Here is a 23295-nt window from a genome sequence, read left to right on the forward strand (position 1 = left end):
GATCTCGAGGGACGTCACTTTGGTATCCCAGGGTAATGGGGCCGCCCACGTGTTCGCGCAGGCGGTGTGTCCTTCGAGGTAGAAGAGCTCTGCTATTCGAGGAACGGTTATTCGAGAGTACGGTGGCGCGGTTTGGCCGTCTTGCGATAGTCGTGATTCTCGATGGCCACCATGTAGACCGCCTCGCGGGCCGTCAGACCCAGGTCGAGGGCCAGATCGTCGAGCATGGCCCATGCGGCGTCGGTCGGCTCGTCGTGCGCCTCTACCGTGGTGGCAATCGTCATCGCCGTCACCGCCTGCTGGCCGGTGAGCGTCCGGCCGGGCAGCCAGGAGACGACCCACCGGTCGCCGCCGACACACCGTGCCATGTGCGTGGTCTCGTCACTCGTCATCATCGACGCTGAAACGACTTCAATTGCCACCGACCTGCTCCCCTCATGCTCGCGACAGCCAGACGCTCTGATATTAGGGCTCACCAACCGCCCCGCATATAACTTCCAGCAAATCGCGCGCAACAGTTTAGTTATTCGGTCGATCGTGTCAGGAGCCGCTCCCGGAACCAGGCGGACCAACGCCCTCGGGCGGCTTCGGCGCAGGCCGGGGAACGACGCCCATAATGGCCTTTTCGATGGCTTCGCGACGGCCGGGACCATCGTCGGGGCCGAGATCGAGGCAGAAGGCATCAACCACCGCGGAACCCATCGTGACCACCTTTGCCCAGCGTACCTCGGCCCCGCAACCGGACAGCGCGGCGGCCAGCCGGCTCAGCAGGCCGATCCGGTCCTCGGCACGCAACTCGAGGATTACCTGGCCAGGCGCCGAAGTCTCCGACCAGATCAGCCGCGGTTGGGCCTGCGCGTACCGGCTCGGGCCCACTCCAGTGGCTTCGCGTTCCCGTTTGGCAAGCAGCGCAGGCAAGTCGAGATCGCCCGCAATGGCGCGGATCAGCTCCTGCCGCAACAGCCCCGCATCCGGCGGGTCACCGAACTTGGGCGACACCACGAAAGTGTTGACGGCCGAAGCACCTTCACCGCCGAGGGCCGCCGAGAGCACCCGCAGCGAGTGCAACGCCAGCACACCGGCGGCATCCGAAAGCAGGCCGGAAGCGTCGGGCGCGATGACAGTAACGGTGTAGGTGTATTTGCCCTCGCCTGGCCGCAGATCGACGTGCACCCCGCCCGCCGCGGCCTTGGCGAGCAGCTCCGACGCGATCGGTTCGGGTGTCGGCAGCTGTTCACCCGCCATGACGAGGCGGCAGCGGCGGACGAGTTCGCCGATCAGCGAGGCCTTCCAGTCACCCCAGACACCGGGTCCGGTGGCCAGCGAGTCGGCCTCGGCAAGGGTGTGCAGCAGCTCGAGCAGCTGCACATCGCCACCGAGCGCGTCGACAACGAACCGCACCGTGTCGGGATCGGCGAGATCGCGGCGGGTCGCGGTGTCGGGCAACAGCAGGTGGTTACGCACGATGGCGCTGAGTGTCCGCACGTCGGAGGGCCACAGGCCCAGCCTGCGGCCGATGTGGGTGGCCAGTTCGGCGCCGACGACACTGTGATCGCCGGCCCGGCCCTTGCCGATGTCGTGCAGCAGCGCACCGAGCAAAAGCAGGTCGGGGCGAGCAACCCTGGTGCTGAGCGCGCTCGAGTAGGCGACCGTCTCCATCAGGTGTCGATCGACGGTCCAGGTGTGCATGGCGTCGCGCGGCGGCAGGTCGCGCACGGCACCCCATTCGGGAAGTAGCCTGCCCCACAAGCCCGTTCGGTCCAGCGCCTCGATCGCGTCGATAACACCGCGCCCGGTGCCCAGCAGGACGAGCAGGTCGTTGAGCGCGTCCTTGGGCCAAGGCTCGCGCAGTTCCGGCGCGTCTTCGGAGAGCCGGTTCAGCGTGGTGGCCGACATCGGCAGCATCGTCTGCGCCGAGGCCGCGGCCACCCGCAGAATGAGCCCGGGATCGCGCTGCGGCCGCGCGTCCCGGGCCAGCACGACCTCGCCCGCGTGCTCGACCACCCCCTCATCGAGTGGTCGCCGCACCGGCATCCGCCGCAATCGGGCGAGGCCGCGCCGTGGCAGCGCATTGGCGGCGGTCCGCAGCCCGACATCGACGGAGTAACTCACCGTCCGCGCGGAATCGCTCAGTGTGCGAGCAAGATCGAAGCGATCACCGATCCGCAGCGCGCCGCCGATCTCGTCGGCGTCCTGCGCACGCAGCTGGTCGCGAGCCCGACCCGCCACCCGATGCAGCTCCGTGCGAACATCCAGCAAACGACGATGCGCCTGTTTGAATCCACCACCTGGTACCTCGGGACCGAGCCCCGGCATGGCGTCGGTCAGTTGGGCGATCGACAACGCGTCGAGCAGTTGGATGTCGCGGAGGCCACCGCGGCCGTTCTTCAGGTCGGGCTCGGCACGATGCGCGATTTCGCCGCTGCGCTGCCATCTGGCTTCGGCCTGCGCGATCAATTCGTCGAACCGGGAACGGATCCCGGTCCGCCATTCGCGGCGCACCCCGCCGATGAGTAGGTTGCTCAATTCCGCGTCGCCGACAATGTGCCTGGCCTCGAGCATGCCGAGCGCGGCGATCAGATCATCGGAGGCGACCCGCAGTGCCTGCGGGACGGTCCGCACGCTGTGGTCGAGCTTGATGTGGGCGTCCCACAACGGATACCAGAGTTTATCGGCGACCTCGGCGACCCGGGCCGGGTCGACATCATCGTGCAAGAGCACCAGATCCAGGTCGGAATACGGCAGCATTTCCTTACGGCCGAGGCCGCCGACCGCCACAACGGCCAGTCCACTATCCGCGGTGATACCGAGTTCGGCGCCTTTACTCGAAAGCCAGAGTTCGAACAAGTCGACCAACGCCAGCCGCAGTGATTCGGCATCGAGTCGGGGATTGCGGGGCAGCCCGCCGTCGAGCAATTGGGTCCGAGCGCGGACCAGATCTGCCGCACCGTTGGAAACTTTTCCGTCTTTGGCGTCCTGACTAGCCACAAACCCACCGCCCATTCAATACGTGCGGCCCCGCCCCGACCGGGCAATCCGGTGGGAGCGGGGCCGCCGCTCGATTCGATTTTCCGTTTTACAGAGCGTCGGTACCGCGTTCGCCGGTCCTGACCCGGATGATCGATTCCACCGGCGTGACCCAGACCTTGCCGTCGCCGATCTTTCCGGTGCGAGAGGCCTCGACGATCACCTCGACTACCTTGTCGACCGAGGCGTCGTCCACAACGACCTCGACCCGAACCTTCGGAACGAAATCCACGGAGTACTCGGCACCGCGGTAGACCTCGGTGTGGCCCTTCTGGCGGCCGTAGCCCTGCACCTCGCTGACGGTCATCCCGAGTACACCCGCCTGCTCGAGTCCGGTCTTGACGTCCTCGAGAGTGAACGGTTTGACAATTGCGGTGATCAGTTTCATTGTCGTCATGCCTCCTTGACGGCCGTACGTGCCGTGCCACCCACAGCAGCGAAATCGTATGCCGTTTCAGCGTGCTCGGACTCGTCCATGCCCACCGCCTCGGCTTCCTCGCTGGCGCGCAGCCCAATGGTGAACTTCACGATATAGGCAATGACCAGCGTCGCGATGAAGGAGAAGGCCAAGACAACGCCCGCGCCCACCGCCTGCCGCCAGAGCTGATCGAGACCGCCGCCGTAGAACAGGCCGGTCTTGGCCGCGCCGGTTTCCGGAGCGGCGACCAGGCCGATCATCAGGGTGCCGACAATGCCGCCGACCAGGTGGACACCGACCACGTCGAGCGAGTCGTCGAAGCCGAACTTGAACTTCAGGCCGACCGCCAGTGCACACAGTGCACCCGCGACCGCACCGATGATCAGCGCGCCGAGCACGTTGACCGAGGAGCAGGACGGGGTAATGGCGACCAGACCGGCCACGATGCCCGAGGCCGCGCCCAGCGAGGTGGGCTTGCCGTCACGGAACTTCTCCACGAGCAGCCAGGCCAGCATCGCAGCACAGGTGGCGAAGGTGGTGGTGATGAAGGTGGAACCGGCGAGACCACCCGAGGTGACCGCGGAGCCCGCGTTGAAGCCGAACCAGCCGAACCACAGCAGACCGGCGCCGAGCATGACGAACGGCAGGTTGTGCGGACGGAACGGCGTGGTCGGCCAGCCCTTGCGCTTACCGAGCACGAGGACCAGCGCCAGGCCGGCCGCACCGGCATTGATGTGGACCGCGGTGCCACCGGCAAAGTCGACCGCGAGGAGTTTATTGGCAATCCAGCCGCCTTCGTGCACAACAGTGCCGTCGGCGTCCTTCACATCGAAATCGAATACCCAGTGCGCGACCGGGAAGTACACGACCGTCACCCAGATACCCGCGAACAAAAGCCAGGCACCGAACTTCAGCCGGTCAGCAACTGCACCCGAGATGAGGGCAACCGTGATGATCGCGAACATCAACTGGAACGCAACGAACACGCTCATCGGAATCGTGCCCGCGAGCGGAATGTTCACGGCCGCGGTGGTGACCGCGCCGCCGGCGTCCTTGACCTCGGCAACGGCGTTGCCGCCGATCAGGCCCTTCAGTCCGAAGAACTGTGCGGGATCACCGATCACGCCGAATTTGTTGTCGCCGAAGGCCGTCGAGTATCCGTACAGCGACCACAACACGCCGACGAGGCCCATTGCGCTGATGCTCATCATGATCATGTTCAGCACGTTCTTGGAACGCACCATGCCGCCGTAGAAAAATGCCAGACCCGGCGTCATCAACAGCACGAGTGCTGAACTTGCCAGCATCCATGCGGTGTCACCGGTGTCCGGTGCACCGGTAAGGGGAAATGCCACCTTAATGTCCTCCTCATCTCGGGCCCAGCCGACTCCGGCAAATGGACCTGAACGAAAGGGTCCTCATTCGGTGTTTCATTCGCGGCGCTGTCGTGTTTCACCCAGGTGAACGCATGACGCAGTTGTGTTGCTAACACGTTTCGCGATGCAAACCGGACGTTTTGCCCTGTTGTGAGATGCGTGTCGGAGGATCAGGACATTCGGTTACCGATGGGTAGGTCTGGCAAATCTTCCGCTCGGCCGACTTGATTCGCCGCTCAGCCGAGCAGTGCGTCGACGAAAGCGCCCGGTTCGAAGGGAGCCAAGTCGTCGGCGCCCTCGCCGAGTCCGACCAGCTTCACCGGCACACCGAGTTCGTGCTGCACCTGGAAGACGATGCCGCCCTTGGCCGTTCCGTCCAGCTTGGTGAGCACGACACCGCTGATATCGACCACCTCGGCGAAGACCCTTGCCTGCATCAGCCCGTTCTGCCCGACGGTGGAGTCGAGCACCAGCAACACCTCGTCGACTGCCGCCTTCTTCTCCACCACACGCTTGACCTTGCCCAGCTCGTCCATCAGGCCGGTCTTGGTGTGCAGCCGTCCCGCGGTGTCGATCATCACCACGTCGACGCCGCGGTCGATGCCCGCGCTGACCGCATCGAACGCGACCGCCGCCGGATCGGCGCCCTCGCGCCCGCGCACGGTGTCGGCGCCGACCCGCTCGCCCCAGGTCTGCAACTGGTCGGCGGCCGCGGCACGGAAGGTGTCGGCGGCGCCGAGCAGTACGCGTCGGCCGTCGGCGACGAGCACTCGCGCGAGTTTGCCGGTGGTGGTGGTCTTTCCGGTGCCGTTGACCCCGACGACGAGCAGGATCGACGGATGATCGTCGTGCGGCAGCACGCGGATCGAACGGTCCAGTTCCGGGCGCAGCGCCTCGATCAGCACCTCACGCAGTACAGCACGGGCTTCGTCGGTGGTGCGGACGCTGCGCGCGGCCATCTCTTCGCGCAACCGCGTGACGATCGCCGCGGTGCTCGCGGTGCCGAGATCGGCGAGCACGAGGGTGTCCTCGACCTCTTCCCACGAGTCGTCGTCGAGGTCGCCGCCGCCGAGCAGGCCGAGCAGGCTCTTGCCGACGGCGTTCTGCGATCGCGACAGCCGTCCGCGCAGCCGGACGAGGCGGCCTTCGGTGGGCTCGATCTCGTCGAGGGTGGGAGCCGGGGCCGCCGGGGCGGCAGCGTCGGGCTGGGCCGTGGTTACGGCAGGCGCTGCGGTGTCGGTGGGTGCGACGGTCTCGGTGGATGCGGTCTCGGTGGATGCGATCTCGGTCGGTGCGGTCTCGGTCGGTGCGGTCTCGGTCGGTGCGGTCTCGGTCGGCGCCTCTACCTCCGGCGCTGCGATGGCGGTATCCGATTCGACCGATGTCGTCGCGACCACCGCAGGAGCCGAGTCGTCCTCGACGGCGGTCTGCTCGGCCGCCGCGGCCGATTCGGGCTCTAGTAGGTCGACATCACCCTCGGGCAGCGGAACATTGGTGATGCCGCGCTTGGGCGCGTCGCGCGGAATCGCCGCATCGTCACCGACATGCGGCTGCCCGTCGGTGTCGGTGCGCTCGATCGGCACAGGTTCGGGGCGTGTCGCGGTGGCCGTGCCGCCCTGGCTGAAGTTGAAGCCGCCCGACGCCGAATAGCCCCCGGACCGATCGGTCAGTTCTTTCTCGGGGGTGGGCGGCGTCAGTGTGATGCGACGGCGTTTGTACAGGACGAATCCGGCGACAAACACCACCAGCAGCAGGGCGGCAACCGCGGCGATCAGGATCCAGGCTTCGGAACTCACGCGGACCATCCTTGCAGAACACCTGGTCTGCATTACCACGCCGCCCAGGCGCCGACACACAACCCCCGAGATTTCTTGTCCTGCGGAACTTCTCGCGAACTGACAATAGGATCGTCGACGTGACCGATCGAAACGTGCTTGGGGGGCCGCTGGAAGAGTGCGGCACCGATCCTCTCACCGGCTTCTACCGGGATGGCTGCTGCAGTACCGGGCCGGAGGATCTGGGCAGCCACACGGTGTGCACTGTCGTCACGGCCGAGTTCCTCGAACACCAGGCGTCCATCGGCAACGATCTGAGTACGCCGCGCCCGGAGAACAACTTCCCGGGCCTGCAACCCGGAGACCGGTGGTGCGTGGTGGCCGTGCGCTGGCTGCACGCCCACGAGGACGGTGTCGCCGCACCCATCGTGCTGGCCGCCACCCATGAGAACGCGCTGGAAGTGATCTCCATGGATATCCTGCGCAAATACGCCGTCGACGTGCCTGACGACGTCAGCGACCTACTCTGAGGTCCGTTGCCGCGCGACAATCCGAGTGCGGGCTCGGGTGGTCCACGAGCGAGCGTCCACCTCGTCGCTTTCGGCATCCGGGACCGGCTCGAGCAGAATCTCGACGTCGCCTCACCACGCGTGTGACGAAGATCGCCGCCGACAAGTGGCCGAAACCGCATGCTTCGATTGTGATGATGCACACAGCACAGGGGCAGCAGTATGACGGCGGCGAGGATCCGGCTGTCGCGGCCGACCCGGAGGGCGGTGGTGTCCGGCCACGTCGTCGCTGCGGCCGTACCGAGCGGGCTCGAAACAGGTCAGCGCGCGGCCCCGGCCCGAATCGATGCCGCGCGGGTAGCGCGTAGGCGGTGTGCCTTCTGGCGACAAGCCGGGGAGCAGTAGCGGGCCGGCCGGCCGGTGCCGGTATGCCGCACGACCGCGTCGCAGATCGGGCACCGGGAGGCGTCGACAGTTTCGTTACGTTCCACAATTTCGTTACGGCGACCCAGCTCGATGTCGAGTTTCGTTACGGGCGTTCCGGGGTGTGCGCGCATCGCGTCCAACACGAGCACAGCAGCGCGGACCAAGCCCCCCTCCGGGCGCTGATGTCGTTGGATGGCAACACATCCGGTGAAGATGTCGAGCACGTCGGCGAGGGTGATGTCGGCACGGACCGCGCCCTGCCGTTGCGCGGCGGCCAACAACGCGCCGAGTGACTGATGGAACCGCTCTCCCGCGCTGCGCACCAGGGCTTTCGGCCATCCGTCGCCGGACTGGACCATGTCGCATAATGCCTGGCTTCCGGGGGCGCTGGAGACCACCTCGGTGCATACCGCAAAGAAGGCAGCACCCGGGTCCGGCGCGTCGATATGATCGGCCGCCAACGTGGCGAGCCGGTCGATGCGCTGCTGCATAACCGCTTCCAGCAGATCAGTTTTCGTGGGGAAATGTCGGTACACCGTGCCCGCGCCGACCCCCGCCCTGCGCGCGACCTCGGCCAGCGACACCGAGGTGCCCTGCTCGGCGAAGGCCCGTTGCGCGGCGGCCAGCACGAGCGCGCGATTGCGTCGGGCGTCGGCCCGCGCCGCACTGCTGAGCGGTGATATCGGAGCAGACATTCGTTACGGCCTTCCATTCCTGACCTGGCCAACCGGGTCGATACACCCGTATGGTCCGAATACGGGTCGTCCGACCCGAATGTATCGAGCAGAGTTCGATCGAGCAGAGAAGGCACGAATGTCCCCTCAGCAGTACCCCATTCTTGTCACCGGCGGCACCGGCAGGCAGGGTGGCGCCACCGCCCGTCGACTGCTGGCCGACGGCGTCCCGGTGCGTGCACTGGTGCGCGATCCCGCGGCACCCGCAGCCCGCGCCCTTGCGGACGCGGGCGCCGAACTGGCAGTCGCGGACTTCGACACTCCGAGCACGTTGACCGCCGCCGTCGCCGGCGTTCGTGGCGTATTCCTCATCCCCCCTGCGGCTTTCGGCCCGAGCGGGTGGAATGCCGATATGGAGGCCGAACGCGGCCTCGCGGTGGTGGACGCGGCGAAGCGCGCGAATGTCGAGCAGATCGTGTTCACCGGCGTCGCCTCGATGGGCGCAGACTCCGCCTGGGGCCAAGACGGAAAGCGAGTCATCGAGGACGCCGTCGCAGCCAGCGGCCTGCGATACACCCTGTTGCGACCGGTCCGGTTCATGGAGAACTACCTGCTGCGTACCTCACCGGTAGACGGCATCATCAACGGTGTGCACAAGCACATCTTCCCTGCCGATCAGCCGCTGCAGGTGGTGGCACTGGCCGATATCGCGGCCTTCGCCGCGCTCGCTTTTGCCGACCCGGACCGCCTGCACGGCCGCACCATCGAACTGGCCAGCGACGCAGTCCCGCCCTCGAAAGCGGTCGCGCTGATCAGCGCAGCCATCGGATACCAGGTCAGCTACCACGAGCTCGACGAATCCGAGGCCGACGCCATCGGCGAACAGATCGGCAATACGTGGCGGCTGGTCCGCGAGACCGGCGGCTGGCACGCCGACCTTACCCAGCTGCGGCACATCTACCCCGAGCTGACAACCTTCGAATCCTGGCTTGCCACAACCGGAGCCGCGAAAATCAAGGCGCAGCTGGACAGCGACCAGGTGGGTTCGACGCACTGACGCCCACGCCATCGGCCGGGACGTGGCGCAGCCGGGCTGGTGGCGCCAGCTGGGGTGCCGTTCAGCCGGTCCAGCGGCACAACCGGGCTGGTAGCACGGCCGGGCTGGTGGCACAACGGGCTCGTGGCACTGCCGGGCTGGTGGCGCCAGCCGAAGGCCGGCCGATCGAGTCGATCGTTCGAGTGGCACGGCGGGGCGTGCGCATCGAGCAGGCTTCGGCCGGACACGATTCGCTCCGTGGGTTGAAACCCGTCTCGAGCCTTCGGTCCTGAAGACCTGGGTGATACACGAGATATTCAGCCTGACAACAGGTCTCCTGCATCACTGGGTTGCGCCCGGGCGCGGCATCGCCGGGGTCAGCCGCTGATGTCGTTGATGCAGAAACCCTCCGGACCGATGTTCAGCGTGAAGACCGTGGCCTGGGTGACGCCGGACGAATTCGTCACCGGCACCGATACCTCGACGTCGGCGATGCCCGTCGACCTCGAGGTCAGCTGGTTGTCGGCGAATGCGGTGGTGCCCGTGAGCCTTCCCGGGTTGGCGGCCTGCACCGACCCCGGGCAGACCAGCGGGTACTTGCCCTCGGTGTCGTCCGGATGCACCGGCTTGCCGATCCATCGGGACAGGTAGCGCTGGACGGCGTAGCGGGCGTCGCCTTCGTTGAGGCTGGTATCGGACCCGGTCGGAGCCACTCTCGGGCACGCGTACCCAGAGGCGACCTCGCTGCGCTTCACGCTGACCGTCTCGGTCGGCCCCTTCCAGATGATCGCGAACTGGCCGTCGATGCCGGGTTGCGCAATCGCGGCGAGGATCCCGTCCTTGTCGGCGTACATGTCCCTGGCATTCTTCGGGTCGATGGTCCAGCATTTGCCGACCAGCCGGCCGACATCACCGGCGACCAGGTCCCGTGCCCACGGTTGCAGTGCCGTCGCGGCGTTCGCGCTGCCGGGGACCTCACCGATCGGCACATTCGAGGTCGGGGCCGACGGAGCAGTGCCCGCTGTCGAACTCGATTGCGACAGTGCAGATGTCGCCGTCCCCGGCGCATGCGACGTCGTCGCCGAGTGGCCCGCATGCTGATCGTCCGAGCTGCAGCCGGTCAGCAAGACGCACCCGACGATGGCCGCGAGACCACCCATTTCCCACCCGCGGCTGTTGATCATGAGCACGACGATAGCGATAAAACATCCCAGGACACCAGCTTTCGACCTGGACGTCCCACCGGCGGCACAATTGTCCGATTCTTCGGGCTCAGCCCGCCGGTGCCAGGTTCTCCCGGCTCAATCGCTGGCTGATCACCTGGGTGATGCCGTCGCCGCGCATGCTGACGCCGTAGAGGGCATCGGCGATTTCCATGGTCGGCTTCTGGTGGGTGATGACGATCAGCTGGCTCTTCTCGCGCAGCTGCTCGAACAAACCGATCAGCCGGCGCAAGTTGGTGTCGTCGAGCGCCGCCTCGACCTCGTCCATCACGTAGAAGGGTGAGGGGCGGGCTCGGAAAATGGCCACCAGCAGGGCAACCGCGGTCAGCGACTTCTCGCCACCGGACAGCAGCGAGAGGCGCTTGACCTTCTTGCCGGGCGGGCGGGCCTCCACCTCGATGCCGGTGGTGAGCATGTCCGAAGGATCCGTGAGCAGCAGCCTGCCCTCGCCGCCCGGGAACAGCTTGGCGAACACACCGACGAATTCCCGTTCGACGTCCTCCCACGCCTCGGTGAAGACCTGCAGGATGCGGGCGTCCACCTCGGCGACCACATCGAGCAGGTCCTTGCGGGCGCTCTTGACGTCTTCGAGCTGTGTGGACAGGAAGTTGTAGCGCTCCTCCAGCGCCGCGAACTCCTCGAGCGCAAGGGGATTCACCTTGCCGAGGGTGGTGAGGTCCTTCTCGGCGCGTTTGGCACGGCGCTCCTGGGTCTGCCGATCGTATGGCATGGGCGCGGGCGCGGAGACCTGCTCACCGCGTTCCTTGGCCTGCTCGTATTCCAGCCACTCCAGATCCGACGGCGGCGTCGGCACGTCGGGGCCGTACTCGGCGACCAAGTCGTTCAGCGCGATGCCGAACTGTTCGGAGATGGTCGCCTCGATCTGTTCGATACGCAAGGCCGCCTGCGCTTTTGCCACCTCGTCGCGGTGCACCGCGTCGGTGAGCTGAGCCAGCTGGGTCGTGAGGGCGCGGGAGCGCTCCTTCACCTGATCGACCTGCGCGGCGCATTCGGTGCGACGTCGCACCAGATCGTCACGGCGCGTGGCGGCCTCGGCGACCACGATCTCCAGTTCGGCGGCGATGCGGGCGCCGGATTCGGCGACGGCGGCCGCCACTTCGGCAGCCTTGCGCCGTGCTGCGTGGGCGCGTTCGGCGCGTTCGCGGGCCTCGCGCTCGGCACGGGCGGCTCGACGCAGCGAGTCCGCTTTACCGCGAACCGATTCCGCGCGTTCCTCCGCGGTGCGCACCGCGAGCCGTGCCTCGACCTCCATCGAGCGGGCCTCGGCCAGCGCGGCGGCGGCTTCCTCGCGGTCCCGGCCCGCGGATTCGGTGCCTGCCGCGCCGATGCCGTCGGCGTCGATGTCCGCGTGCTCGAGTTCGGCGTTGCGCAGCCTGGTCTCGAGGTCTGCGAGCGAGGCAAGCGATTCCTCGCGACTGGCCTCGGTATCGGCCCGCTGGCCGGTCAGCTTTTCGAAGTCGGTCTGTGCGATGCGCGCGACCTGCCCGAGCCTGCCGAGCCGGTCGTAGATCGCCACCAGGGCTTGATCGGATTCGTGCAGCGCGAGCAGCGCGTGGTCGACGGCGTCCTTGCGATCGGTTTGTTCGGCGAGCGCGCCCGACAGCGCGGCTTCCAATTCCTCCGCGCGGCGCTGGGCGGTGACGAGGTCGGCCTTGGCTGCGTCGATATCGGCCTGGATCTCCAGCTGGCTCGGCGCACGGTCGGATCCGCCGAGCACCCAACCCGTTCCCGTGAGGTCGCCGTCGCGGGTGACCACCCGCAACTCCGGTCGGATCGCCAGTAGTTCGACAGCGGCGGCCAGGTCATCGACTACCGCGACACCGGCGGTCAACGCCACGATGGCACCACGCACGGTGTCCGGGCCGTCCACGACATCCGACAGCCAACGGGCACCGCCTGGCAGCGCGCCGCGCTGCGCGATCGAGACATCGGTCGCGCCGAATACCAGCGCGGCGCGACCGCCGTCGGCTTCTTTCAACGCCCGCACCGCTGCATGCGCGCTGGCACCGGTATCGGCCGCCACCGCATCGGCGAGCGGACCGAGCGTTGCCGCAACTGCGGCCTCGAATCCGCCGTGCACCCGGATCAAGCCCGACAACGGACCGAGCAGACCTTCGGCGCGATGCTCGACCAGCCAGGCCGCGCCGTCACGGCGGGCAAGACCCATGCCGAGCGCTTCGATGCGGGCACTGAGGGAGGCGACCCGTTTGGTTGCGTCGCGGTCCTGTTCGCGCAGTTCGGCGACGCGCTGATCGGCCAGCGTCAGCGCCTGCACCGCATGCTCATGCTGCGCGTCCAGGCCCGCCTCACCCGCGTCGAGTTCACTGAGTTCACCCTGCACCGTGTCGTATTCGGCCTGCGCGGCATCCCCGCGAAACCTGGCTTCGGTGATCGCTACCGAGAGCCTGGCGATCTCCGCGTCCACCGATTGCGCCCTGGTCCGCAGGGTGTCGACCTGTCCGGACAGCCTGGCCAGACCTTCGCGCCGATCAGCGATGGCCCGTACCGCAGCCAAGTGCGCCTGCTCAGCGGCCTTGGCAGCCTGCTCGCGTTCGCCGAGCTGGTCACGTGCGGCCTCCAATGTCTCGACCGCGATCTCCACCGCCTCACGCAGCTCGGCCTCCTCGGCCTCCACCCGCTGCGCCTCGGCTTCGAGCTGATCGGGGTCGCGACCGGTACCGACCGGGGTTTCGGTGTCCAGGTGACGGGCCCGGTCGCCTGCGATGCGGATGGTGGCGTTCACCCGCTCGGCCAGCGCGGAAAGCTGGAACCAGATCTGACCTGCGGCCTCGGCGCTCGGCGTCAGCCGGGAGAGCTGGAATTCCTGCTGCGCCAGTGCGGCGTTCGCGGCATCGAGTTCGGTTTGCACAGTGATGTGCTGCTCGCGCGCGTAAGCCTCTTTGCTCTGCTGACTTTCCAGCTCACCGCGCCTGGTGACCAGGTCGTCGGCGGCAAGGCGCAGTCGTGCGTCGCGCAGATCTGCCTGCACGGTCTGCGCGCGCCGCGCCACCTCGGCCTGTCTGCCGAGCGGCTTGAGCTGGCGGCGCAGTTCGGTGGTGAGGTCGGTGAGCCTGGCGAGGTTGGCCTGCATCGCCTCCAGCTTGCGGACCGCCTTCTCCTTGCGCTTGCGATGCTTGAGCACGCCTGCGGCCTCTTCGATGAAGGCACGACGGTCCTCGGGGCGCGATTCCAAGATGGCCGAAAGCTGGCCCTGCCCGACGATCACGTGCATTTCCCGGCCGATACCGGAGTCGCTGAGCAGTTCCTGCACGTCCATCAAGCGGCAGGAGCTGCCGTTGATCTCGTATTCGCCCGCACCGTCGCGGAACATGCGCCGAGTGATGGACACCTCGGCATAGTCGATCGGCAGCGCACCGTCGGAGTTGTCGATGGTCAGTGTGACCTCGGCGCGGCCGAGCGGCGCGCGGCCGGAGGTGCCCGCGAAGATGACATCCTGCATTTTGCCGCCGCGCAGCGCCTTCGCGCCCTGCTCCCCCATCACCCAGGTGAGCGCGTCGACGACATTGGACTTGCCCGAGCCGTTCGGGCCGACCACACAGGTGATGCCCGGCTCGAAGCGCAGCGTCGTCGCGGACGCGAAGGACTTGAAGCCCTTCAACGTCAGGCTCTTCAGGTGCAAGTTCGACGACCCTTCCGTGCGGTGGCCGGAGATTCGGACTGGTCGCCCAGCCCTGCGGAGCGACCAGTCATGGTATCCGTCGCCGGCCGGTTACCCCGTCAGCGGGCGGGTACCACGCGGACGGCGGCACACTCCGGTGCACGAGTTCTCCCCGATGCTGCAACCACAGACACAGGTAGGTTATCGAGTCGTCCCGGGATTTCCAGCATTTGGGTGTGCTCTTGGTTTGCCACGCAGGCGCGCCGACCGGTGACGCTCGTCAGGCACGAGCGGTCACGGTAGTTCTGAATGCGGCCGGGTCCGGCCCGCACGCTGCTGGAATACTTCGAGAAGTTCGAGGCACCGTCGAAACCGAGCCGGTCGGCGATCTGCGCGCCCGAATCCGACGCACGGGTCAGCAAGCGTCTGGCTTCGAGTACGACGGGTTCATCGATCAGCTGTTCGACGACAGGTTCAGCGCAACATTCAGCCGGGTCCATCGTGATCCACTAGCGCCCCCCTGGTCGAACACCTGAGGGCGCGCGCAACAAGGCGACCGGTGCGCCGTTGAATGTCCTTGTCACACACCATTTCACCGTCCGCGACGGGTTCATCGTCCGCTCCGAACAGTCCGTCGACACCGCCGTTGTCGGCGACGGCGCGACAGTTCGGGAGAAGATCCGTCGAGCGCCACTCTCGACGGCGCGTTCCTCGACCTCGACGCCACTCTTACACCGGGCGCGTGATCGGACGTCCGCAGTTCCGGCTTGTCCTGTCGCGATGCCCGGGCGGCGCATACGATCCACTCTGATCGCCCGCCGGAATCTATTTGGGAGCACAGAGGATGCCAGCCCCCTCGGCCGCAACCATCGTGGTGCTGCGGCTCGCCCGGATCACCGCGCTGGTGCTCGGCAGCCTGCTGTTCCTCTATGCATGCGAGTTCGGCGACAGCTCGGAATCGACGAGCTGGTGGGTGCAAATCGGCATTGCGACCGGGTTGGGGATCACGGGCCTTGTCGCAGGATATTTCCAGATCACGGTGGCGCAGCGGGTCGGGGAGCACGAGTTCTTGATCACCTCCGGGGGACGGTCCGTGCGCGCCAGTATCGTCACCTCGGGAAATCTGGTCTTCCACGGACACGACCTCGGTGGCCCGGATCCGGAATACGAATGGACCTGGACCTTCCGCCCCACCTCCTTCCCCGCCATTCGGGCGGCACTCGGCGGCGGCAACGGCGACTTGCTCGCCCTCCTCGAGGACACCATCCCCGAACTCGACCACCACTGCCGCCAGGATCCAGGAGCCTGGTTACGCCACCACGGCATCCCGGCCCGCTACCGCGAGAAGGGCGTCGACCCCGCGCATGCCACTCGTAAACTGCCGGTTATCAAACCCGTGCTGCCCCAGCCTATTTCGTCCAGTCACGATCGGTCGTCGGCAGCACGACGCGATAATTCGGCAACCGCGCACCGCCCCAGCTCGGTAGCATCCCACCGCGACAACGCCGCCGCCGCACACCGCGACAAAGGGTCGACATCGCACCGCGATCGTTCATCGATGTCCCGCCGCAGCAAGACAGCACCGGCACGTCAGGACCAGTCGCCGACTTCGCACCGCGCCCAAGCATCTCCGTCGCACCACAATCAACATGCGCCGTCGGACGACGACCAACCCGCACCGGTACACCCCGACCGACCGCCGACTCGCCGCAGCCTGCCATCGCCCGCTATTCGCGAGCAGGCATCATCGTTGTACGAGCCGCCCCCGCGATCGCATCGCGATCGGCGGTCATCGCCGCACCGCGACTTACCTCCGCCGCCCCCGCACAGTCGAGCATCTCGATCACACCGCGACGTACCACGGCCGTCATGGGACGACGAGCCGTCGGGCGCGCACGACATCGACGTACCGCACGTATTCCCGCACGAACCGCCGGACAGACGCTGGAACGAATCGCAGGCCCGACGCCGTGGCGAGCCATCGAACCAACAGTGGGACGAGCCTTCCGACACGTACGGACGCGCACCTTCCGACGCACAGTGGACCGAATCGCCACCGCCGAACCAGCCCCGAGCATTTGACCGGCACTGGAACGAACCGCAGGCCGCAGGCTGGAGCGAGTCGCCGAGCCGACAGTGGGACGAACCATCCGACACATACCGACACCCACCCTCTGACGCACAATGGACCGAACCGCCCCCGAACCAGCCCCGAGCACCTGACCGTCCAGCCCGGTAGCCCGCTGCTACTTGACATCCTGCCCACCGTGACCGGATCGCCACGCATGACCGTCGGTGTGCTCGCGTGGTCTGCGGCCGCGGCAACGCCGCCCGCAATCAGGGTGCCGGTGCCGGACTGGATGTCGGTGCCGGACCCGGTATCGGTGTGGCGGACGGCGATGTCGGTGTCCCGGGAGCGGGAACGTTGCGACCGGGCGGGCCGGGGCGGTCGGGCGACGGGTTGCCGCGCTCGAACCTATGCCTGCCCGGTTGGTCACCTCGCTCGGAACGATGACCGGCAGCCATGTGGTGTCCGCCGTGGTAATGATCCCGGTGGCCGCCGACAGCCAGCCCCGCACCGAATCCGACACCCCCGATCAGGACGGCCGCTACCACGGCGGGCGCAGCCGGTAGCGGCCGTGCTGCCCGCCGGCCTGCCGCGAGCCGTATCGGCCACTTGCGATTCGCTGCCGGAGCCGCCGCTGCGACTGCTGGATTCGTCTGCCGCTCCGAGCTGCTGTGCTCGGCACTCTCATCTTGTGTCATGACTGCGCCCTCAGTGTGAAGCTTCCCGACCTGGCACTCGACGCTACGAGCGAACGGTGGGACAGCCCTGGGGATCAGGTGGGCAAGTGCTGTGAGTTCGGCTCGCGACCGACACGTGGCGAATCAGCCGGAGCCGCGACCGTTCAGGCGTGCGCGTGCGTTGTTCCGACGGTGACCGCGCGAGTCGCGAGCCGCACGCCGATGGGCCCGAGCAGCAGACCGAGGACGCCGAACACGATGTGCACGGTCAGCAGCGCCGGATGGCACGGCGCTGTCGGATCGCCGGGCATGGCGGCGTCTCAGCTCGTTCGGCGACCGAAGCGGCCGGACTCGAAACCGGCCAACACGCGAAAGGCGAGGACCGCGCCCCACGGGCCGATCACCCATATGGGCCAGGGGTAGGTGAACTCGCCAACGCTGAGCGAGATAGCACCCCAAATGGCCAGGACGAGCACGCTGACCCCGAGCCAGGAGGTGCCTTCGATCTGCTGCCAGATCGGGAACCTGGCCGGCGCCTGGGCCCGAGCCGATGACTCCTTCGAGAGCTTGGGCAGGTCCGACAGCACCAACTGCAGGTCGTCACGGGTGGCGGTGGCGTAGACGCGCGCGACTCGCTGGTCGTACTCGACCAGGTCGATGCGGCCGTCCGCCAGATGCCTGCTGAGCAGCTTCACGACCTTGTCACGCTCCGCGTCGGAAGCCCGAGTTCCAGGTGAGATTTCCATTTCCAGGTCCTAACGACGAGTTCCACGCTCCACAGTGGAAGGTGATATAAGAATGCACACTCCAATGTGGAATGTCAAGGGCGTCGAAGGCGCGAGAGCGACAACAAGCTCACACCGAAGTGGCCCGACCGCGCGAATTGCGGAAGTTCGGCCCGTTTCGGCGTGCACAGCACCGCCCACCAGGGCAGACGGCCGCCGCCGCGACAGCCGAGTCGACTATTGCGCCAGTGGCCTGGGTCACGTTAGGCTCCCGCCACCTAAGTGAATATCGATTAACCATCTCCGGGATGCGGCCACGCCACAAGGCCGCGCAATCGGCAAGTAAGGAAACGATGTATCTCACCCAGTCGCTGCATCGCGCGATGCAGCAGCGCCCGGATTCGATCGCCACCATCTTCGGTGATCGGGTTCGCACGGTGGCCGAATCCCACAACCGTATTGCCCGGTTTGCCGGCGCGCTCCGCAATCTCGGTGTGCGGCAGGGCGATCGGGTCGCCATCCTGGCGTTGAACTCCGACCGCTATCACGAATACTTCTTCGCGGTGCCGTGGCTCGGCGCGGTGGTCAACCCGGTCAATATTCGCTGGAGTCCCGCGGAAATCGTGTACTCCCTACGGGATTCGGACACCAGGGTGCTGCTTGTCGACGACGCGTTCGCGCAGGCGATCGGGCCGATCCTGGCGGAGTTCCCGGAGTTGCGCACGGTGATCTTTATCGGCGACGGCGTGCAACCGGCGGGAACCCTCGATTACGAAACGCTGATCGCGGAAAGCGAGCCGGTCGAAGACGTTCGGGTCGGCGGTGACGAACTGCTCGGTGTCTTCTACACCGGTGGGACGACCGGCTTTCCCAAGGGCGTCATGTTGAGTCATACCAACGTCGTCACCTCGGCGCTCGGCTCGCTCGCTACCAACCATGTCATCTCCATCGGCGGCCGATTGCTGCACGCCGCCCCTATGTTCCACCTCGCCGACTTCGCGGTCTGGGGGTGCGGCAACCTGGCGGGCTCGACGCACGTCATCGTCCCGATGTTCACGCCCGCCGGTGTGCTGCAGGCCATCTCGGAGCACCAGGTCACCGACGGACTGCTGGTGCCGACGATGATCCAGATGCTTGTCGACGACCCCGCGGCGGCGGATGTCGATCTCAGCAGCGTCGAGCACCTCGTCTACGGTGCGTCCCCGATCTCCGAATCGGTCCTCGCCAAAGCGCGCAAGACCTTCCCGGCCGCCGGGTTCACCCAGGCATACGGCATGACCGAGTTGTCGCCGATCGCGACCCTGCTCTCCCCCGCCGACCACGACGATCCGGTGCTGGCCAAAACAACGGGCCGCGCCGCGCCGCACGTGGAGATCCGGATCGTGGACGCCGACGACAACGAAGTTCCGCGCGGCACCGTCGGTGAGGTTGTCGTCAAGGGCGCCAACGTGATGCTCGGCTACTGGAACAAGCCGGAGGACACCGCCGAGGCGATCCGCGATGGCTGGATGCACACCGGCGACGGCGGCCGGATGGACGACAACGGCTACATCTCCGTCGTCGACCGACTCAAGGACATGATCATCACCGGCGGCGAGAACGTCTACAGCATCGAGGTCGAGAACGCACTGGCCAAGCACCCCGCCGTCGCGACGTGCGCGGTCATCGGCATCCCCGACGACCAGTGGGGCGAACGCGTCCACGCGGTCGTCGTCCTCCTACCCGACCGGCAAACAACCCCCGACGAACTCACCATCCACTGCAAGCAATTGATCGCCAACTACAAAATCCCCCGCAGCATCGAATTCGCCGGCGCCCTCCCCATGTCCGGCGCCGGCAAAATCCTCAAACGCGACCTCCGCCAGCGCTACTGGGACGCCGGCGGCAGCCAAGTCTCGTAAAGACTTCCGACGAGTGGCACATGGCGGCGCGAAGGGCCGAGAAGGCCGATCCTCGGTGTGCCACTCGTCACGGCTAGAGGATGGCGAACGCGACGACCAGGCCGAGGGCCAAGTGGGCGGCGGCTACGACGAGCACTTCGGTGGTGTAGGTGTCGGCGTGCAGGGCGGCGCCGATGTCGATGCCGAGGGCGCGTTCGATGACGCGGACCGAGATGACCTGCGCGATGATGCCGACAAGCCCGTAGACGAGGGCGGCGATCAGGCCCTCGGACAGTTTGCCCGCCGAGGCGTAGGTCGCCAGAACCACGATGAGGGCCATGCTGACCATGCCGGCGGCGGTGACGATGATGGCGTTGGGCTTGCCCTCGGCCACCAGCGTGCGCAGTTTGCCAGGGGTGGTCAGGTCGATGGCGTAGAAGCCGACGAGCATGAGGGCCAGCCCGACAATGGCATAGAGGATGATCGCCCCTACGCCCTCGCCGAGCGAGTTCCAGTACCCCGATTCGAGGGCAACTGCGGTCATCATGGTCCTTCCGAGGTGAAGTGAATGGTCAGCTGATGATGCGGTGCGGGACGAACGCCGAGCCGTCGTCGGTGATAAGACCGGCGGTTTCACGGATGCCGAGCCCCGCGGCGGTGTCACCGACGATCCACGCGCCGAGCACCGGACGCATATCGTCGAATTCCGGGAGCGGGTCGAGCAATTGGTAGACGAAGCCTTCTTCGCCGTAAACACCACCGGTGGCCGTCTCCAGGCCGGCGCCGACGATCGTCATATTCGCGCCTTCGCGGCCGAGCTTCGGTTTGCGGATGTATTCGGTGAGCTCGTTGGGTTGATCGAGGTAGGCGGGCAACAGGTTCGGGTGACCGGGGTACATCTCCCACAGCACAGCGAGGATCGCTTTATTGCTGAGCAGCGTCTTCCACAGCGGTTCGATCCACATGGTCTGCGGCAGGCTCTCGATGACCCGCTTGCCGAAATCGTCGTCGAGCACCCACTCCCACGGGTAGAGCTTGAAGATCGCATCGATGGGGGACTCGGCCAGATCCACGAAGCGGTCGAGGTCGGTGTCGACACCGACCTCTTCGATCGGCAGCGCGATGGTGTCGAATCCGGCCTCCGCGGCAGTCTCCTGCATGTAGGCCGTGGTGACATTGTCCTCACCGGTGGCGTCCGCGGAGGACCAGGTGAAATGCAGTTGCGGTGATGGCAGGGTGTCACGCAACTCGGTCCAGCGCTCGACGAGTTTCTCGTGCAAAGAGTTCCACTGATCGCCACCCGGGTACAGCGCGGTCAGCCAGTGCCACTGCACAATTGCCGCCTCCAGCAGCGAGGTCGGCGTATCGGCGTTGTACTCCAACAGTTTTGCCGGACGTCGTGCGTCATAGCGCAGGTCGAAGCGGCCGTAGACGTGCGGGTCGCTGCGCCGCCAGGATTCGGCGATCGGACCCCAACTCCATTCGGGCAGACCGAAATCCTTGAACCGCTCGGTGAGCACAATGTGCTCGACCGCGTTCAGACACATCGAATGCAGCAGCTCGACATCGGCCTCCAGCGCGAGGATCTCCGACATCTCGAACTCGTAGTGCACCGATTCGTCCCAGTAGGGCCGAGGCTGGCCGCTGGCATCGCGCCCCGGCGAGCCGTAGACCAGCCCCTGCTCCTCGGTGATCTGCTGCCAGCCCTGCCGTGGCGTACTGCGCACGCGCCGCATTACGATCCGCTCCCGCTCTTGCTGCTGCTGCCGAGGCCGCCGCGCTGAATGCTGGTGCCGCTCTTGGTCTGGATGTCGGCGCCCTTGGGCTGAATGGTGGTGCCGCCCGTCGGCGGCTTGCCGACCGAGTTGTTGCCACCGTAGTAATACCGGTACTGGCTGCCGTTGTAGATGAAGATGCCGTTGAGACCACTGTGGCCGACGCTGGAACTGGCCGACGCTCTGTCGCAGAGATCATCGTCGACGATGACCTCTTTGCCGTTCTGATCGATCTGGGTGCAGTACGCGGTCACCTGATCGGGCTTGGTGAGCGCATGATAGGCGAGATAACCACCGCCGACCAGTCCTGCGACACCGACAATCGCGACACCGCCGATCAGCATCCGCTTACGTGTGCGCTTCTTGGCATCCTCGGCGGCCGCGGCAGCACGCTGCTCTTCCTCGGCCCGCTTGCGCGCTTTGTCCCGCGCTCGCGCCTCGGCCACCGTCGGCGGACGGGGCTGGGTGACACCCGGCTCCTGCCGCTGAATGCTGCCGGGCCGCGGCGGTGTCGAGAAACGACGCTGCCCCTGGTCGGCCGGCGGGTAGCCCGGCGAGGGCGAACCCGCTTCCTGGGCTCCGGAATCCGATCCCGTCGGCGTCGCGGCAGCAGGATCGGGTCCTGAATATTCCGCGATTGCCGGTGTATCCCCTTGCGGCACAGCCGTTTCCGGCGAATACTCGGCTAGCGTCGGAGGCTGCGGCTCGGGCTCGGTGTGCTCTGCGAGCGTCGGCACGTCCGGTTGCGACTCAGAGGTATCCACAGATTCGGAATCGGCGGGTGGGCGAGTGGGATCCGGTGTCGCGGGTGGGGTGGGCGCGGGCGTACCAGAGGTCGGATCGGGGTCGCCGGAAGCAGGCCGGTCGCGGCGGTGACCGCCGCCCGGATCCTGCGTACTCAACGATCACTCCCCTTGGTCGCCGCTAGCACCACTCAACGCTCCTCGAATCCGGTCAAATCGCCCCGCGGGGCGTCCCAGCTTTCCACAACGAGGTCCACCCGGCCAGGCGTATCCCCGGAACACAGCAAATCGAGCAGTCGCACACAGTCGCGCCGTGGCCCCTCGGCCACCACGTGCACGCGGCCGTCGCGGGCGTTGGTCGCATGCCCGACCAGGCCGAGTTCCAGCGCGCGTGCCCGGGTCCACCAGCGGAATCCGACACCCTGCACCCAGCCGTGCACCCAGGCGCTGAGTCGAGCGACCTCGGACGCTGCGTCGACATGCGATGTTTCGCTCATCGGGCCTCAGGTGTCGGTGCAACAGCCAGGACAGACACCCGAACCCGGCGGGCGCGGATCCGCATTGCCCGATCGAATCTCATTCAGCCTCCAGCATCTCCTCGCCGATACCCGCACCGGACGATACCGATAGTCGTCGCGCAATCGCCTGACCGGACATCGAGGGGCCCGACGCGGCTCACCCCTCGACGTCGAAGGACAACGTCACCTTGGTGCCTGCCTTCAAGGTCCGGCCGACGGTGCACACCTTGTCGATGGCGCGCTGCACGGTCACCAGCAGCCGCTCGCGGGCCTGCTCGTCGAGCTCGCTGAGGTCGAGTTCGAAGATCTCGTCCAGTTGCGGGTACACCTCGTTTTCGCGATCGGCGTCGCCGGAGACCCGAATGGTCGCGTCGAAGTTGTCACCGAGCTTGCGCGAGAGCGGGAAGTCCGCGCTCAGACCCGAGCACGCGGCCAAGGCGATCTTCAGCAGCTCGCCAGGAGTGAAGGCGCCGGGCACACCCTGTGAGGCGATCAACACCTCGGCGCCGCGCGAGCTACGGCCGGTGTAGGCCCGGGTCCCGGTGCGCTCGACCCACAGGGCGGTCTCCCCTGGCGCGGTCGGTGCGGTGATCTGGGGCGCGGGTGCAACGGTCTGCTCAGACATGGTTTCGATCCTGCCATCCTCGTCGGAAACGGAGCATGCCTGGCAACGCCCCGACGCCCGCCCGCATTCCATACCGCGTGCCCGTCACACCACGCTGCGGCGTCTTGTGGTCGGGTTGCGCCCCGCCGCGGCCGCCCGGAAATATGCGCATCCGTGTCCGGGGTGTGCGACGCGGGACAC

At 66.8% G+C, this 23295-nt stretch carries 20 protein-coding genes; 5 read left to right on the top strand and 15 right to left on the bottom strand.

Translation table 11 applies throughout. The annotated features are described in order from the left end of the window. Positions 1-107 precede the first annotated feature (107 nt). The 5 genes from OHQ90_RS32455 to ftsY all read right to left on the bottom strand — a co-directional run bounded on the left by OHQ90_RS32455 (position 108) and on the right by ftsY (position 6617). Positions 108-422 (bottom strand): hypothetical protein, encoded by a 315-nt coding sequence (locus OHQ90_RS32455; RefSeq protein ID WP_328404022.1) that lies wholly within the window; start codon positions 420-422, stop codon positions 108-110. Between the two features lie 118 nt (positions 423-540). Then, positions 541-3003, bottom strand: a complete 2463-nt coding sequence (locus OHQ90_RS32460; protein ID WP_328404024.1) for a [protein-PII] uridylyltransferase — start codon at positions 3001-3003, stop codon at positions 541-543. A 73-nt stretch (positions 3004-3076) separates the two neighbouring features. After that, a complete protein-coding gene (locus OHQ90_RS32465) occupies positions 3077-3415 on the bottom strand; it encodes a P-II family nitrogen regulator (protein WP_040780799.1) in 339 nt (112 codons plus the stop codon). 5 nt (positions 3416-3420) lie between these two features. Then, positions 3421-4800, bottom strand: coding sequence for an ammonium transporter (locus tag OHQ90_RS32470; RefSeq protein WP_328404026.1), 1380 nt, complete (start codon positions 4798-4800; stop codon positions 3421-3423). 257 nt (positions 4801-5057) lie between these two features. Continuing rightward, positions 5058-6617 carry a signal recognition particle-docking protein FtsY gene (gene ftsY / locus OHQ90_RS32475; protein ID WP_328404028.1) on the bottom strand — a complete coding sequence of 520 codons (1560 nt, stop codon included), beginning with the start codon at positions 6615-6617 and terminating at the stop codon, positions 5058-5060. Between the two features lie 119 nt (positions 6618-6736). On the opposite strand from ftsY, the gene OHQ90_RS32480 reads away from it, so the two are divergent. Further along, positions 6737-7126 (top strand): DUF2237 family protein, encoded by a 390-nt coding sequence (locus OHQ90_RS32480; RefSeq protein WP_328404030.1) that lies wholly within the window; start codon positions 6737-6739, stop codon positions 7124-7126. A gap of 299 nt (positions 7127-7425) precedes the next feature. On the opposite strand, the gene OHQ90_RS32485 is transcribed toward OHQ90_RS32480, so the two are convergent. After that, entirely contained in the window at positions 7426-8226 is an 801-nt protein-coding gene (locus tag OHQ90_RS32485; RefSeq protein ID WP_328404032.1) for a TetR/AcrR family transcriptional regulator, read from the bottom strand. 118 nt (positions 8227-8344) lie between these two features. Between OHQ90_RS32485 and OHQ90_RS32490 the strand changes: the two genes are divergently transcribed. Then, complete coding sequence (locus OHQ90_RS32490; protein ID WP_328404034.1) at positions 8345-9262, top strand: NmrA family NAD(P)-binding protein; 918 nt, start codon at positions 8345-8347, stop codon at positions 9260-9262. 356 nt (positions 9263-9618) lie between these two features. Here the strand turns inward: OHQ90_RS32490 and OHQ90_RS32495 are convergent, their stop codons facing one another. Both OHQ90_RS32495 and smc read right to left on the bottom strand, forming a co-directional pair. Then, positions 9619-10425, bottom strand: coding sequence for a hypothetical protein (locus tag OHQ90_RS32495; RefSeq protein WP_328404036.1), 807 nt, complete (start codon positions 10423-10425; stop codon positions 9619-9621). Positions 10426-10513: 88 nt separating this feature from the next. After that, positions 10514-14125 carry a chromosome segregation protein SMC gene (gene smc, locus OHQ90_RS32500; protein WP_328404038.1) on the bottom strand — a complete coding sequence of 1204 codons (3612 nt, stop codon included), beginning with the start codon at positions 14123-14125 and terminating at the stop codon, positions 10514-10516. A gap of 823 nt (positions 14126-14948) precedes the next feature. Between smc and OHQ90_RS32505 the strand changes: the two genes are divergently transcribed. Together OHQ90_RS32505 and OHQ90_RS32510 are read left to right on the top strand one after the other, a co-directional pair. Continuing rightward, on the top strand, positions 14949-16343 hold the full coding sequence (locus tag OHQ90_RS32505; RefSeq protein WP_328404040.1) for a hypothetical protein: 1395 nt from the start codon (positions 14949-14951) through the stop codon (positions 16341-16343). 272 nt (positions 16344-16615) lie between these two features. Beyond that, the gene (locus OHQ90_RS32510) at positions 16616-16738 is read left to right on the top strand and encodes a hypothetical protein (RefSeq protein WP_328404042.1); all 123 of its coding nucleotides are present in this window, start codon (positions 16616-16618) and stop codon (positions 16736-16738) included. A 275-nt stretch (positions 16739-17013) separates the two neighbouring features. On the opposite strand, the gene OHQ90_RS32515 is transcribed toward OHQ90_RS32510, so the two are convergent. Together OHQ90_RS32515 and OHQ90_RS32520 are read right to left on the bottom strand one after the other, a co-directional pair. After that, positions 17014-17160 carry a hypothetical protein gene (locus OHQ90_RS32515; protein WP_328404044.1) on the bottom strand — a complete coding sequence of 49 codons (147 nt, stop codon included), beginning with the start codon at positions 17158-17160 and terminating at the stop codon, positions 17014-17016. Positions 17161-17169: 9 nt separating this feature from the next. Next, entirely contained in the window at positions 17170-17595 is a 426-nt protein-coding gene (locus tag OHQ90_RS32520; protein WP_328404046.1) for a DUF1707 SHOCT-like domain-containing protein, read from the bottom strand. A gap of 332 nt (positions 17596-17927) precedes the next feature. On the opposite strand from OHQ90_RS32520, the gene OHQ90_RS32525 reads away from it, so the two are divergent. After that, complete coding sequence (locus tag OHQ90_RS32525) at positions 17928-19475, top strand: long-chain-fatty-acid--CoA ligase (protein WP_328413262.1); 1548 nt, start codon at positions 17928-17930, stop codon at positions 19473-19475. 73 nt (positions 19476-19548) lie between these two features. Here OHQ90_RS32525 and OHQ90_RS32530 read toward each other — a convergent pair whose 3' ends face one another. The 5 genes from OHQ90_RS32530 to OHQ90_RS32550 form a co-directional block, all read right to left on the bottom strand. Next, positions 19549-19998 carry a DUF350 domain-containing protein gene (locus OHQ90_RS32530; protein ID WP_328413264.1) on the bottom strand — a complete coding sequence of 150 codons (450 nt, stop codon included), beginning with the start codon at positions 19996-19998 and terminating at the stop codon, positions 19549-19551. Between the two features lie 28 nt (positions 19999-20026). After that, positions 20027-21190: a glutathionylspermidine synthase family protein gene (locus OHQ90_RS32535; protein WP_328404048.1), complete on the bottom strand. Its 1164-nt coding sequence runs from the start codon at positions 21188-21190 to the stop codon at positions 20027-20029. Next, positions 21190-22131 carry a hypothetical protein gene (locus OHQ90_RS32540; protein ID WP_328404050.1) on the bottom strand — a complete coding sequence of 314 codons (942 nt, stop codon included), beginning with the start codon at positions 22129-22131 and terminating at the stop codon, positions 21190-21192. Before OHQ90_RS32540 ends, OHQ90_RS32535 begins: the two co-directional genes overlap by 1 nt. 32 nt (positions 22132-22163) lie before the next feature. Continuing rightward, on the bottom strand, positions 22164-22469 hold the full coding sequence (locus tag OHQ90_RS32545) for an acylphosphatase (protein WP_328404052.1): 306 nt from the start codon (positions 22467-22469) through the stop codon (positions 22164-22166). Between the two features lie 178 nt (positions 22470-22647). Continuing rightward, positions 22648-23115: an OsmC family protein gene (locus OHQ90_RS32550; protein WP_328404054.1), complete on the bottom strand. Its 468-nt coding sequence runs from the start codon at positions 23113-23115 to the stop codon at positions 22648-22650. Positions 23116-23295: the final 180 nt, after the last annotated feature.

The sequence above is a fragment of the Nocardia sp. NBC_00403 genome (assembly GCF_036046055.1).
GTDB lineage: Bacteria > Actinomycetota > Actinomycetes > Mycobacteriales > Mycobacteriaceae > Nocardia.